This is a genomic window from Paraglaciecola aquimarina (genome assembly GCF_032464635.1).
GTDB lineage: Bacteria > Pseudomonadota > Gammaproteobacteria > Enterobacterales > Alteromonadaceae > Paraglaciecola > Paraglaciecola aquimarina.
In genome coordinates, this window is the sequence record NZ_JAWDIO010000002.1 from 621,710 (window position 1) to 636,221 (window position 14,512).

The following is a 14,512-nucleotide window of genomic DNA, read 5'->3' on the forward strand; positions in this document are numbered from 1 at the left end:
AGTAAAAAAGATGTTGCAAGTGTAAACAAAAAGTCGCTAGGTTCCTAGAGCAACCTAGCACTTAGTTAACAATTAATTGTTTGGGATAATTTCATTTTCAAACAGTTGCTCTATTGTTTCGCGTTTTCTCACCAAGTGAACTACGTCTTTATCAATGAGCACTTCAGGTACCCTAGGACGACTATTATAATTTGATGCCATAACAAAACCATAAGCTCCAGCACTTCGCACTGCCAAATAGTCATCAGGTGCAATGGCTAACGCTCTGCCCTTACCTAAGAAATCACCTGTCTCACAAATAGGGCCGACTATGTCATACAAGGCTTTTTCTCGGGGTAATGCATCGTTTAGCGGGATGATATTTTGCCATGCAGAATACAAAGATGGGCGAATAAGGTCGTTCATTGCAGCATCCACGATGGCGAAGTTTTTCTCAGCCCCTTGTTTTAAAAACTCTACTTTTGTCAGTAAGACACCCGCATTAGCCATAATAGCCCGACCAGGCTCAAAAATTAGCATTAGATCTTCACGCCCTGTTAGGCGCTGCGCAATGGCTTGGGTGTACTGATCTGGATGAGGAGGTGTTTCATTATCGTAAGTCACTCCTAAACCGCCACCTACATCAAGATGCTGAATTTTAATACCGTGTTCAGCTAGCTCATCAATTAACGCGAGTAGTATATCTAACGCGTCCACAAAAGGCGCTATATCAGTTAACTGCGAACCAATATGACAATCTATTCCCACCACATTTAAATTAGCAAAACTAGCAGCATATTTATATATTTCAACGGCTTGCTCTCGCTCAACGCCAAATTTATTATCTTTCAAACCCGTAGAAATATATGGATGAGTTTTAGCGTCAACATCGGGGTTAACCCGTATCGAAATTGGTGCTGTTTTACCTAACGATGCCGCCACACTATTAATACGTGCCAACTCGCTACGTGACTCAACATTAAAACACTTAATGCCAACTTGAAGACCAAGAGCAATTTCTTCAGCCGTTTTGCCCACACCCGAAAACACAACTTTTTTAGCATCGCCTCCGGCTTTAAGCACTCGTTGAAGTTCTCCACCAGACACAATATCAAAACCCGACCCCAGTTTAGCCATAACATTTAGTACGGCTAGGTTTGAATTAGCTTTTACTGCATAACAAATTAGGTGGGGTTGTTTGCCCGCCGCGTTATTAAACGCGTGCCAATGACGTTCTATTGTTGCTTTTGAATAGACATAGCAAGGAGTACCGAATTGTTTCGCTACTTCTTCAAGTGCCACGTCTTCAGCAAAAAGTTGTTGGTTTTTGTATGCAAAATAATCCATCTTATTTGTTCCCCTCAGATGATTCTTGGACATCGCTAGTAGGGTTATTCGTCTCTGGTTTTTCTGGCAAATATAAGCTCTTCTTTTGCCCACATGAGGAAAGAGCAATTAGGCTAATTATTAGCCCAGCAAGTACTCGTAATTTAAAAGAATGACACATAACAACAATAACCGTATTTTAGTATGGTCTAATGATGTCATTACATGGCGCAAATGCAAAGTATTGCTACATACTGAATACCTTATTTTATGCCATATGAAATAACAAAGGGCTAATTATCCTGATAACGAGATATGCCTTAGGGACGTTTGTACCGAAGGGGGAAAGGTAACTTGCTGCCATAATGATGAACATAACCCTTGGGTATCTGCCCATTTTTTCCTTAAAATCCAGTCGATCAAAATATTCGGATCTGACTTAAACTGTACGCTAGCACTAGGCTCAAATTGCAACCATTGCTCAATCACCTCCAAGTCTAAGGTTTGCATCAATTGACATAATCCTAGATCCGCCAGTGTGTTCGCATTAGATGCTTGTTCAAATTGCCCAGCCAAAGGCTTCAGTAACATACTTTTATTAAAATGTAGGCACTCACTTGCCATTTCAAACCCTGCATTCGCAATGACACCTCGACATCGCGCTAAAGCGGCTTTAAAGGGTAACTTGGCGGGGGCGTGCCACACTATGTTGTCATTTACATGAGCGTGTTTTATTGCAGGATGAAAACAAACAAAGTCATATTCAGAAAATGTTGACAATGCGCTTTGTATATCATCGACGTCCTCAAAAGGTAAATACACCAAGATACTTTTATCTTTCACATTTTCGATATGTTCGTCATCGATGAATGGCGGTAAAATTGGAAAACCAAAGTGATACCAATGAATACCCAATTTAAAATCCGCTGGGGCAAAATAGCGCATGAGAATTTTATCCATCAAGCCAGCCCCTTGCATAGGAATTGGATGAACAAAAGCCGCTTGATGACTCAGCGATATCGAAGGAATTTTCTGTCTTTTTGCGGCCCATGCGGTGATAGGTTCAAAATCATTTAGCAATAAATCATAGCGAGCTAAATCTAAAGATTTTACATCTTGATAGAACTGAGAAAGTTTAAGGGCTCGATAAGTCTGCCAATAATTGACGCAGCCTTTTTTAGTGACAAAACTCAAACCTTGGAAAGTTCTAAACTCACCAAACACTTCCATATCAAAATAGCCATTGACATCTCGACCAGAAAAAATAAAGTCAACTTCTACATCCGAACGTTTTGCCATGGCTTTGGCCATGATTCGAGCTCGGGTAATATGCCCATTTCCAGTGCCTTGCACACCAAAAAGTATTCTCATTTCTACAAAACCTTTAAAAAATAGATAAACTAATTAAAGCAATACTCATTCCTAATGCAGCACCAGCCACTATGTCTCCAGGGTAATGCACCCCCAATAACACTCTAGATAAGCCAATGCAGCTGGCCCAAAAGTAGGCGAAAATGAGTAAATTTGGATAAAAAGCACTCACCAAAGACGCCATTAAGAAAGCGGCTGCGGTATGCCCTGAAGGTAAACTGAACTTGTCAGAAGGTGTGATATGCGCATTGAAATTATTAGCGCAATCACATGGACGTTTTCGTTTTAACGCCCTCTTTAGAATTAAATAAACGGGTATCTCCAAGGTGTAAGCCAACAACCCAGATGATAAAAATAGTGCACCATGTTCTGGCTCTAGCCACCAAAGTAGTGCTCCAAGTACAACATACAATTGCCCATCGCCAGTCTTAGATACCCATTTTATCCAGCCGCAGTCTCTTTTCGCCATGAGATTAAACATCCAGTAAAATAAGGCCCTATCGCTCTGTGCCAAAATTTTCATAACATTAATCCGTATGGAGAACTTGCTTCAATTCTAGGCGGGCTATGTGAATGAAAAGTGACACTTTAGCTAAAGTTAGATGACAAAACGGGAGGTAAACTTACCGAATAAAGATGGATCTGATCTTTACTTAAAATAGGTTTACACTGACGTATAGACCGCCCACGCTAACTTAAATAACTAAGGAATAAATATGGATTACAATACTTCTACTCTTTGTGATTTATTTGCTGATAGTGTCGACGTAGTAGAGCCAATGTTTGTCAGTTTTGGCGGTAGCCCTTCTTACGGTGGAGAAATAACGACAATCAAGTGCTTCGAAGACAAAGGACTTATTCTCAAAGCCTTAGAGCAACCTGGGCTAGGCAAAATTTTACTCATCGATGGCGGAGGCTCGATGCGTTGTGCGCTAATTGATGCGTATACAGCTCAAGTAGCTTTTGATAATGGCTGGGAAGGCATAGTGTGCTATGGCAGCGTTAGAGAAGTAGATGATTTAGAAGAAATAAACATCGGCATTCACGCCATTGCATCTATCCCCGTTGGTGCAGATGACCAAGGCATTGGTGAAATTGATGTGGCGGTTAACTTTGGTGGCGTAACCTTTTTACCAGAGGATCATTTATACGCAGATCGCACAGGAATTATTTTATCGCCTGAACCGCTAGATCTTGAATAGCAGCAAGTATTATTACCACCGCAATTTACAGATAAAAAAACGCCGTGACTCAAATGAATCACGGCGTTATTGCATACTTCAAACAAAAACTAGTTATTTAGAAACCAATACAGATACATTTTTAATACCTGCTTTTTTCACTTCGTTGATTACTTCAGTAACGTTACCATGTTTCGCTTTAGGGTGAGCTTGAACGGCAGCTGACTCTTGATTATTTTCCGCTAAGAAGCTTTGAATATTAGCCTCTACTCGGCGAATATCCACTTCACGCCCATTAACAATAATGGTGCCGTCTTCGTTTACTCGAATAGCCAAAGACTTAACATTAGTCGGCGGCGGCGGCGTCTTAGAATCTTTAGGACGATTAACTTCTAAACCTTTTTCTTTCACAAAAGAGGTCGTTACTATAAAGAAGATAAGCATGATGAACACGATGTCCAACATGGGAGTCATATCAATGGTTGCTTCGTCGTCGGCAGAGCCGTGCTTTTTTCTTTTCATTATTAATAATCGCCAATTGGGTTAAACGAATCTTTCTAGTATAAAGACAGTTTTGCCTTAGAGCATCAATTAATTAATATTAAATTAATAAAATATTAAAATTAATTGCTAGCACAAGTATGCTATAGCCTGCCGTAAATCACGTAAATAATCCAGTAGGTTTTGATAATTATCCATTGAATAGTGACTTGAAATGAGTCACAGATCGAGCTCAAGCCTTATTCTACGTACTTAGAACCAATCCAACTTTTGATTTATTTTCGTTATTTCTCCACAATTATTTGGCGTGTAACCGGGTAAAACAGCTACGTCATGGATAAATTTTTTACTTTGCATCGTATCAATTAACTGCTGCGCTAAAGGCTGTTGTAGTGTTTTATTTTTACAAACCAACAAATAAAATTCTGCTGCTAGCGGTAAAAAGCTCAAACCAAAATGCCTTGCAGCGGCTTCAATTCCCAAGCCTACATCAGCCATCCCTGAAGCGATATAAGCCGCGACGGCAGAATGTGTATACTCTTCTTCCACAAACCCGTTAATGTCTGCGCTACTAAGCTTGGCCGCTCTTAACAACTCATCTAGCAAAGAACGTGTACCGGAATCTCTCTGCCTATTAATGAACTTCACATCGGTACGAGTTAAATCGTTAATACTCTGGATGTTTTTAGGGTTGTCGGGCTGCAAAATTAACCCTTGTTGCCGAGTAACAAAACTGACAATTTTATATTCGTCTACCCTAAGATATTTACGAAAAATCCCCTTCATTTTTTCACTTACTGCCACCATAGGCACATCGAAGCCAGCAAATTCACAGTCTCCTCGACTTAATGAGGTTAATGCGTCCTCTATACTTTTGTACTGTAAAGCCAGCGGCAATGTCTCACTATAATCGGCTAGTAAGGACACAGCGTAACCATGGCTCGCATGAATACGCAAAGCAGGTTTTACGTCCACTAAAATTTGTTGTATCTCCTTATTAAGCTCCGAAGTTAAATTATCCAATTGTGGTCCTAATCGGGCCGAAACTCGATGTTTTGACCACAACAACTTTTCACCTAATAACGATAGTTTAGCGCCTCGCCCTTTGTGTAACTCGACCAAAGGCATGCCAAACAGGCATGAAGATTTTTGGATTAAATTCCAAGCTGAACGATAAGAAATGCCGACACTAACAGCAGCAGCCGTCAATTTATTTGAATGTTTAATTTCTGCTAGCAATCGAAATAACACGGGTGACAATTCGTTACCTTGCTCGTCGACAAAGGTCCAATTAGGTTTAATATTGAGCTTCTTAATATGCATATCTATTCATATTTAGCATCTGACACATACGTGTTATTTTAGCTTCCATTATTTTTTAGTCGACCAATATATGCATAAAAATACATATATTTAACTGATTGCCCCTTGTGGTAAGGCCAAACATTATGAGTGACGTTTCAAACTGGGATCCAGTAGCTGTAAGCGAGATTATTGACTCTTTGCGAGACGTGGCAGGAGCCCTGTTACCCATCTTGCACGCTATTCAAGATTCTCAAGGCTACATTCCTGAAGATTCCGTAGCGATGATTGCCTCAGCTCTTCACCAAACGAGCGCGGAAATACACGGTGTGATCAGTTTCTATCATCACTTTCGCACAGCCAAGCCCGGTAATCATATTGTACAAATTTGCCGAGCAGAGGCTTGTCAAGCAAGGGGCGCTAGAGTTTTAGAGCATCATGCGAAGACCTCACTCAAATTGGATTACCACGGCACCACAGCAGATCAAGAGTTCACCTTAGAGCCTGTTTATTGTCTAGGAAATTGTACAAATGGACCAAATGTACAAATCGATGACGAAATTATCGCTAGGGTATCGCCGGAGAAATTTGATCAATTGCTCGACCAAAAAACCACTTATATTGTGGAGCTAAAATAATGAGCATGACTGTATTTATTCCTCGCGACACCTCAGCTCTTGCACAAGGCGCGCATCGCATTGCGGCGCTGGTAAGAGCTGAAGCACAACAGCGTAACCTAGATATTAAAATTGTCCGTAATGGTTCACGTGGCATGTTTTGGTTAGAACCACTACTTGAAGTAAGCACAGAACATGGCCGAGTGGCTTACGGACCAGTGAGTGAATCGGATATTTCGTCTTTGTTCGATGCAGAGTTTCATTTAGGTAAACCCGAACACCCATTATATTTGGGGCAAACTGACAACATCCCATATTTAGCCAAACAACAAAGATTAACTTTTGCCAGAGCTGGCATTATCGACCCTGTGAGTATTGATGATTACCTGCGCCACGACGGTTTTAAAGGTTTACGAAAAGCCTTAACACTTTCGTCGCAAGCAACCATTGATGAAGTTACATGCTCTGGCCTTAGAGGGCGAGGTGGCGCGGCTTTTCCAACTGGCATCAAATGGCAAACCGTGCATGATTGCAACGCCTCACAAAAGTACATTGTGTGCAACGCTGACGAAGGAGACTCTGGCTCTTTTGCCGATCGTTTAGTCATGGAAGCCGACCCATTAATGCTAATTGAAGGCATGATCATTGCCGGATTAGCGGTTGGCGCCAATCAAGGATACATCTACCTACGTTCAGAATATCCTGTTGCCCATCAAATACTCAACGAAGCCATCGAAAACGCCTATTCTCAAGGTTACTTAGGCGGCGATATTCTAGCTAGTGGTCAAACATTTAATTTAGAAGTACGTCTAGGCGCAGGCGCTTACATCTGTGGCGAAGAAACCTCTCTGCTTGAAAGTCTTGAAGGTAAAAGAGGACTCGTACGTTTTAAGCCGCCCTTACCTGCAATTGAAGGTTTGTTCGGATGCCCGACTGTAATCAATAACGTTTTATCCTTAGCGGCCATCCCATACATTTTGGCCGAAGGTGGCAATCACTATGCAAATTATGGCATGGGCCGCTCAAAAGGTACTTTACCTCTTCAATTGGCCGGCAATGTCAATCAAGGCGGACTAATCGAGTTGGCTTTTGGTTTAACCTTAAGAGAATTACTCAATGAATTCGCCGGCGGCACATTTACCGGTAAACCTATGCACGCCATACAAGTAGGCGGGCCATTAGGCGCCTATCTTCCAGAAAGCCAATGGGACACACCGTTAGACTACGAATCCTTTACAGCAATACAAGCAGTGCTAGGTCACGGTAGTATTGTCGTATTTGATGACACAGTAGACATGCTACAGCAGGCACGATTTTCGATGGAATTCTGTGTCGCAGAATCTTGCGGTAAGTGCACACCATGTCGAATCGGTTCGGTCCGTGGCTTGGAGGTTATAGATAAGATCCAAGCTGGCATTAACCCGCAGCAGAATATCGAATTGTTAGATGACTTATGCGAAACCATGATCCACGGCTCTTTATGCGCTATGGGCGGCATGACTCCCTTTCCAGTGCAAAGTGCCTTTAAACACTTTGCCGACAGTGTAGATGCGTCAATAGCGAAACATGCAGGAGAACAATAATGGTTGAAATATTCGATCCAAAGACAATCGATTTTGATAAAGATTACGGTACCCCAGCTAGTCAATCAAAGGCCATGCTTAGCCTGAATATAGATGGCACAGACATATCTGTACCTGAAGGCACCTCAGTGTTAAGAGCCGCCGCGATGGCAGGTATCAATATTCCCAAGCTGTGTGCATCAGACAACCTAGAAGCCTTTGGCTCTTGTCGCCTGTGTACGGTACAAATTGAAGGACACAGAGGTTATCCCGCATCTTGCACCACACCTGTAGCCGAAGGCATGCAAGTCAGTACGCAAACCGAACCTCTAGCTAAGTTACGTAAAAATATCATGGAATTGTATATTTCTGATCACCCGCTAGATTGTTTAACTTGCCCAGCTAATGGTGACTGTGAATTACAAGATGTAGCTGGAGCCGTAGGCTTACGAGAAGTACGTTACGGCTTTGAAGGCGAAAACCACCTGCAAGCTGAAAAAGACACCAGCAACCCTTATTTCACCTTTGACTCAAGCAAGTGTATTGTTTGCTCGCGCTGTGTGCGAGCCTGCGAAGAAGTACAAGGTACCTTTGCTTTAACAGTAGAAGGCAGAGGCTTCGACTCAAAAATTGCAGCAGGACAAAATGGCTCATTCTTAGAGTCTGACTGTGTATCTTGTGGGGCGTGTGTTCAAGCCTGTCCTACCTCCACCTTAATGGAAAACACAGTAATTGAAATGGGCCAGCCAGAACACAGCGTGATTACGACCTGCGCATACTGTGGGGTTGGCTGCTCCTTCAAAGCGGAAATGAAAGGAGACAAAGTCGTGCGCATGGTGCCTTACAAAGGCGGCCAAGCTAACCAGAGCCACTCTTGTGTAAAAGGTCGTTTTGCTTTTGGCTATGCCACCCATAAAGACAGAATTGTTGATCCTATGATCCGCGATGATATCCACCAACCATGGCGCAAAGTAAGTTGGCAAGATGCTATAGAGTTTTCAGCCAAGAAGCTACGAGCCACCCAAGAAACATATGGCAAACAAAGCATAGGCGGCATTACCTCTTCGCGTTGTACTAACGAAGAGACCTATTTAGTACAAAAACTGATTCGTGCTGCATTTGGCAATAACAACACAGATACCTGCGCTCGAGTATGTCATAGCCCAACAGGATACGGCTTAAAAAGCACCTTAGGTGAATCAGCGGGCACGCAGACTTTCGACTCGGTCAAACACAGTGACTGCATATTGGTGATAGGGGCTAACCCAACCGATGCCCACCCAGTGTTTGGCTCTATGCTGCGTAAGCGCCTTCGACAAGGAGCTAAGTTAATCGTTGCCGACCCGCGTAAAATTGATTTATTAAATACCCCTCATGTAACAGGAGCGATTCACTTACCTCTGCGCCCAGGGACTAACGTCGCTTTGGTAAATGCAATCGCTCACACCATCATGCAAGAAGATTTACAGGACCAACACTTTATCGATGCACGCTGTGATGATGCCGCCTTTAAAAAGTGGCAAGCATTCATTCTTGAAGATAACAATTCACCAGAAGCTATGGAGCCGATTACAGGAGTGCCAGCAGCAGATATTCGCCGAGCAGCCAGAGAATATGCCAAAGCGGGTAACGGCGCGATTTATTATGGTCTAGGCGTTACCGAACATAGTCAAGGTTCGACTATGGTAATGGGAATTGCTAATTTGGCTTTAGCCACAGGTAATATTGGCCGCGAAGGAGTAGGCGTTAACCCGCTACGTGGTCAAAATAATGTCCAAGGCTCTTGTGATATGGGCTCTTTTCCTCATGAACTACCAGGCTATCAACATGTATCCGATCATATTGCTCGAGGGCACTTTGAGAAAGTGTGGAACGTAAAATTAGATCACGAACCTGGACTGCGTATTCCCAATATGTTCGATGCTGCCATAGCGGGTAAATTTAAAGGGATGTATGTGCAAGGAGAAGATATAGCTCAGTCAGATCCCAACACCCACCACGTAGAAAAAGCCCTCAAGTCGCTAGATTGCTTAATAGTGCAAGATATTTTCTTAAACGAGACTGCGAAATTTGCCCACGTATTATTACCTGACTCTACCTTTTTAGAGAAAAACGGTACTTTTACCAACGCAGAGCGCCGCATCAATCGAGTGCGTAAAGTGATGCCAGCCTTAGGCGGCAAAGAAGATTGGCAAGTCACTGTTGACCTAGCTAACGCCCTAGGCTACCCAATGAGCTATAGCCATCCTTCAGAAATAATGGATGAAATAGCCAGCTTAACGCCGTCGTTTACAGGCGTCAGCTATCAAAAACTAGAAGAGCAGGGCAGTATTCAGTGGCCTTGTAACGCACAACATCCAAATGGTACCCCCACTATGCATGAGGTGGACTTCCCTATAGGCAAAGGCAACTTTGCTATTACTCAATACTTAGCCACCGAAGAAAAAACCAGTAGACGTTTCCCGTTATTGCTCACTACAGGGCGAATACTGTCTCAATACAATGTGGGGGCGCAAACCCGTCGCACCGACAACCAAACCTGGCATGACGAAGATCAACTTGAGCTACATCCTAGCGATGCTGAATTGCGAGGCATTAAACAAGGAGACTGGTTAGGAATAACAAGTAGAGCAGGGCATACTGTGCTGCGAGCTTGTATTAACGAACGTATGCAACCGGGTGTGGTATACACCACTTTCCATCACCCTCACAGTGGTGCGAATGTGATCACCACAGATAATTCAGATTGGGCCACTAACTGCCCTGAATACAAAGTCACAGCCGTACAACTAGAAAAAGTCAGTCAACCTTCTAAATGGCAGAAAGAGTTTGTTGATTTCCATAAGAAACAAATCAACTTATTGGCAACAGGTGTGAACTCTGGCGAGGCCATGCAAAATTAGATGGACATAACCAACCCAAAAACTTATGAGCAATTTGTGGTATCAGAATGGCGAACAGACGGGATTAGCTGCCATCCAGATACCTTAATTGAAGAAGTACCTATTGCACTGGTGTACAACGGCATTTCTCATGTAGTGATGATGGCCACGCCTCAAGACTTAGCCGATTTCGCCTTAGGTTTTAGCTTAACCGAGGGTATTTTACACGCTGCCAGTGAATTGCTAGACATAGAAATTGTCGAGCAAGCCAATGGCCTTGAAGTATTACTCACAATCACTGCTAGGCGCATGGCTCAACTCAAACAAATGAGACGCAATTTAACCGGTCGTACTGGTTGTGGCCTATGTGGTGCAGAATCGCTACAACAAGCCATTCGCCCAATAAAAACCATAACCAGCCATCTACCCATCAGTGATCAAGCAATTCAGCTGGCAGTTAAACATTTGTCTGAATTTCAGCCACTGCAAGATTTAACTGGGGCCTGTCACGGTGCCGCTTGGTGCAACGCAGACGGAAAAATTCTTGTCGCTAAAGAAGACGTAGGCCGCCACAATGCATTAGACAAGCTACTGGGTGCGTTAGCCAAGCAAAATGCTGATTTTAGCCAGGGTTTTGTACTGGTTTCTAGCCGAGCCAGCTATGAAATGGTGCAAAAAGTAGCCAGCGTTGGGGTCAGTGTATTGGTGTCGGTATCTGCTCCTACAGCCTTTGCCGTAAAGTTAGCGAAACAAAGTCAGCTCACTTTAATCGGTTTTGCACGAACCGCTCGCCACTTACGTTACAACCCAATATCAAAAAATGAAGAAACCCTATGTCCACAGAACAACTAGTCAAAATGGTCAATCAGATTGCCACTAATAATAGCCACCAAACCCAACAAGAGTCGGTAGCATTAATCGTTAACCACCTAACAAAGTTTTGGGCCTTGTCTATGAAAAAGCAAATTATTGACTATGCCAAACAAGATGGAAAAGATTTGCTACCCTTAGCGATGTTATCCATCAATGAACTGGCTAAAAAATATCAATAGGCGTGCGACAAAGCGCACTCTATTGGCACTAGTTACTTATGATATTTTACCCTGTTCGCTCCTACACCGGCTCATGTAGCACAGACACGTCGCATTTCTGCGTTTTCTAATTAGCTTCAATTTGCTCCACTTTACCGACTAAAAATAAATATGAACAACATCCCGTTACGGCTAAAGCAGCAATGAACATTAAAGCCGGTTTAAAGTCACCATCTTGAACTAGCCAGCCTATTAAAACAGGAACTATTACTGCCGATAAACCGCCGACAAAATTAAAGCAGCCTCCAACTAATCCAACCAATTTCTTCGGCGCAATCAGAGAAACAAATACCCACGAAATGGAAGACAAACCATTGCCAAAAAAAGCGATGGATAGAAAAGTAATAATCCAAAAAGTATCATCAGTATAGTTCGCACCGATGATGCTAATTGTTAGTAGTAGACCAGCAATAATTGGCGCTTTTCGCGCAACTTCTTTGGAAAATCCTTTTCGTACCAAAAAATCAGATGTAAAGCCGGACGCTAGCACGCCAAAGAAAGCAGCAATAAATGGCACAGAGGCTAAGAATCCTGATTTAATAAAGTCCAATCCTCGATATTCTACAAGGTAAGTAGGAAACCAAGTTAAGAAAAAATTAATGCCCCACCAAGGCAAAACTGACCAATATATATACCCCATAATTTTCGATGACCAAATGCTACTTTCAAATTATCAAAATTAATTTTGGCCTTGTCGGTATCAGCCTCTTTCTTTACAGATTGGTCGGTCAATAACGTTAATTCCTGCTTACTGATAGTTGGATGATCTTTAGGGTCACGATAGAACGTATACCAAATCAATGCCCATAGGATCCCAATAAGGCCAGAGATAACGAATAATCCACGCCAACCGAAATAGTTCTGTATAACCACTAAAAGCGGCATTAAAAATGCCAAACCGATAAATTGTCCAGAGGTATACACAGCAATGGCTGAAGCTCTTTCATTTTCGGGAAACCATGATGTGACAATTTTGTTGTTGCACGGATAAGAAGGCGCTTCAAAAACGCCAATAACCATTCTGCAACCAATCAACGCCGTAAACGAAGAAATAAAGCCTTGTACAAGTGTCGCGATAGACCAAGCAATTAGGATGAAAGGGTACAAAAATCTAGCTTTAACCATATCAACCGCAATGCCGCCGGGGATTTGCAATATAGAATAAGTCCAACCAAACGCAGAAAAAACCAAGCCTATCTGCACCGATGTTAGCGACAGTTCTTCAGATAATGCCGATGCTGCAACAGATATATTGGTACGGTCCATATAATTGATTACAACGGTAATAAATATTAACAGCAGTATTTGAAAGCGCTTTTTAGTATTGCCGGCAGAAGGTAAGTTATCATCCCTTCCAGCAGCGTTAGATTGTGTAGCCATACTCATTACCTTTTAGACTTATTGTTATATTTACCAGTTAGTAAAAGAACCATCTTTTTTGCACAGTCGAGGAGTTTCCCAAAATTTAAACGTCAAATTTTGAATTAGCTCTTCATTTACATCGACACCTAAACCTGGAGCGTCATTGACCTTCAAAACATTTCCCTCAACTAACGGGCGATTGATGAAATACTTGTCGTAGTCTTCCATTGAACCATCATACGGAGGGAGCTCTAGCCAAGAAAGGTTACTAATGGCCGCACAATAGTGAACAGATGCTGCAGTACACAAAGGGCTAAGTGGGTTATGTGGCATCATGTCGATATAATGTAACTCACACAGTGCCGCTATTTTCATCGACTCAGTTAAACCACCAGCATTGCAAATATCCACACGACCAAAATTGGTTAACGCACTTTGTGTATAATGAGAAAAGTCCCATTTACTTGTAAACTCTTCACCAATTGCAAATGGTGTATTCACCATTTGCCTTAATGTTTGATATGCGGCTGGGGATTCATCTCTAATTGGCTCTTCGATAAAATCTAAGGTTCCCGTTGGCATTCTATCGATAAAAGAAACGGTCTCTGGTACAGACAACCTGTGATGATAGTCTATTCCCAGTGTGATCTCAGTCCCTAACGCTTGACGAGCAATCGTCATCCATTTGGCAACTTCAGCAACAGATTCCCTAGGCTCAAAAGTACTTGGAGCCTCGGCATTACCATGCTCACCGGTGGTTGCCCGTAACACCTTCCAACCTGCATTTTTCAGTACTAGGAGGTCATCTATTAATTCTTGTCCCATTGGTTTGATACTTGTAGCAAACAATGGAATTTCATTTCGTTGCTTGCCGCCTAATAGTTGGTAAACAGGAACACCTAAGGATTTTGCAACTAAATCGTGAAGGGCAATATCAACCGCTGCTATTGCAGCAGCCAGCACTCTGCCCCCTTCGAAATATTGGCCTCGATACATTTCTTGCCACAAAGCACCAATTTGCTTTGGATCTTTACCAATTAGAAACTGCTTGAAATGTTCAATTGCGCCTATCACAGCTTTTTCACGACCTGATAGCCCCGACTCTCCCCACCCGTAAATACCTGAATCAGTTTCTACTTTGACCAAACAGACATTACGAAAGCCTGCCCAAAAGCCATAGGCTTTAATATTAGTAATTTTCATTTAACTGAGAACTCATCCCCTTAACAATATATATACAGAATATACACAATTAAATATACTTTTACACGGATTATATGTAATTTATATAAATGAAGTATCTTTTAAATGATAGGATGTTTATATTTAAGTAGATAA

Annotated in this window: 13 protein-coding genes and 1 pseudogene; 6 read left to right on the forward strand and 8 right to left on the reverse strand. The window is 42.3% G+C overall.

What is annotated here, in order from left to right:
• Positions 1-72: 72 nt before the first annotated feature.
• The 4 genes from lysA to RS130_RS03705 all read right to left on the reverse strand — a co-directional run bounded on the left by lysA (position 73) and on the right by RS130_RS03705 (position 3,199).
• Entirely contained in the window at positions 73-1,326 is a 1,254-nt protein-coding gene (gene lysA, locus RS130_RS03690) for a diaminopimelate decarboxylase (RefSeq protein ID WP_316024843.1), read from the reverse strand.
• Position 1,327: 1 nt separating this feature from the next.
• Positions 1,328-1,486 carry an LPS translocon maturation chaperone LptM gene (lptM, locus tag RS130_RS03695; RefSeq protein ID WP_316024844.1) on the reverse strand — a complete coding sequence of 53 codons (159 nt, stop codon included), beginning with the start codon at positions 1,484-1,486 and terminating at the stop codon, positions 1,328-1,330.
• Positions 1,487-1,602: 116 nt separating this feature from the next.
• The gene (locus RS130_RS03700) at positions 1,603-2,676 is read right to left on the reverse strand and encodes an MJ1255/VC2487 family glycosyltransferase (RefSeq protein WP_316024845.1); all 1,074 of its coding nucleotides are present in this window, start codon (positions 2,674-2,676) and stop codon (positions 1,603-1,605) included.
• 13 nt (positions 2,677-2,689) lie between these two features.
• The gene (locus RS130_RS03705; RefSeq protein WP_316024846.1) at positions 2,690-3,199 is read right to left on the reverse strand and encodes a phosphatase PAP2 family protein; all 510 of its coding nucleotides are present in this window, start codon (positions 3,197-3,199) and stop codon (positions 2,690-2,692) included.
• A 193-nt stretch (positions 3,200-3,392) separates the two neighbouring features.
• Here RS130_RS03705 and rraA point away from each other — a divergent pair, with 193 nt between their 5' ends.
• Positions 3,393-3,878 carry a ribonuclease E activity regulator RraA gene (gene rraA / locus RS130_RS03710; RefSeq protein WP_316024847.1) on the forward strand — a complete coding sequence of 162 codons (486 nt, stop codon included), beginning with the start codon at positions 3,393-3,395 and terminating at the stop codon, positions 3,876-3,878.
• A 93-nt stretch (positions 3,879-3,971) separates the two neighbouring features.
• Here rraA and RS130_RS03715 read toward each other — a convergent pair whose 3' ends face one another.
• Complete coding sequence (locus tag RS130_RS03715) at positions 3,972-4,379, reverse strand: ExbD/TolR family protein (RefSeq protein ID WP_316024848.1); 408 nt, start codon at positions 4,377-4,379, stop codon at positions 3,972-3,974.
• Positions 4,380-4,610: 231 nt separating this feature from the next.
• A complete protein-coding gene (locus RS130_RS03720) occupies positions 4,611-5,681 on the reverse strand; it encodes a substrate-binding domain-containing protein (protein WP_316024849.1) in 1,071 nt (356 codons plus the stop codon).
• 125 nt (positions 5,682-5,806) lie between these two features.
• Between RS130_RS03720 and RS130_RS03725 the strand changes: the two genes are divergently transcribed.
• From RS130_RS03725 to RS130_RS03745, 5 genes are read left to right on the forward strand one after another with little or no spacing between them, the layout of a single operon-like run.
• Complete coding sequence (locus tag RS130_RS03725; RefSeq protein ID WP_316024850.1) at positions 5,807-6,298, forward strand: formate dehydrogenase subunit gamma; 492 nt, start codon at positions 5,807-5,809, stop codon at positions 6,296-6,298.
• Positions 6,298-7,860: a formate dehydrogenase beta subunit gene (locus RS130_RS03730; protein ID WP_316024851.1), complete on the forward strand. Its 1,563-nt coding sequence runs from the start codon at positions 6,298-6,300 to the stop codon at positions 7,858-7,860. The genes RS130_RS03725 and RS130_RS03730 overlap by 1 nt, the downstream gene beginning before the upstream one ends.
• Positions 7,860-10,742: a formate dehydrogenase subunit alpha gene (gene fdhF, locus RS130_RS03735; RefSeq protein WP_316024852.1), complete on the forward strand. Its 2,883-nt coding sequence runs from the start codon at positions 7,860-7,862 to the stop codon at positions 10,740-10,742. The genes RS130_RS03730 and fdhF overlap by 1 nt, the downstream gene beginning before the upstream one ends.
• Complete coding sequence (fdhD, locus tag RS130_RS03740; protein ID WP_316024853.1) at positions 10,743-11,573, forward strand: formate dehydrogenase accessory sulfurtransferase FdhD; 831 nt, start codon at positions 10,743-10,745, stop codon at positions 11,571-11,573.
• Positions 11,555-11,773, forward strand: a complete 219-nt coding sequence (locus tag RS130_RS03745; RefSeq protein ID WP_316024854.1) for a formate dehydrogenase subunit delta — start codon at positions 11,555-11,557, stop codon at positions 11,771-11,773. The genes fdhD and RS130_RS03745 overlap by 19 nt, the downstream gene beginning before the upstream one ends.
• 106 nt (positions 11,774-11,879) lie before the next feature.
• On the opposite strand, the pseudogene RS130_RS23670 reads toward RS130_RS03745, so the two are convergent.
• Together RS130_RS23670 and RS130_RS03760 are read right to left on the reverse strand one after the other, a co-directional pair.
• Positions 11,880-13,078: pseudogene (locus RS130_RS23670) on the reverse strand (MFS transporter).
• A 144-nt stretch (positions 13,079-13,222) separates the two neighbouring features.
• On the reverse strand, positions 13,223-14,377 hold the full coding sequence (locus RS130_RS03760) for a mandelate racemase/muconate lactonizing enzyme family protein (protein WP_316024857.1): 1,155 nt from the start codon (positions 14,375-14,377) through the stop codon (positions 13,223-13,225).
• Between the last annotated feature and the right edge of the window lie 135 nt (positions 14,378-14,512).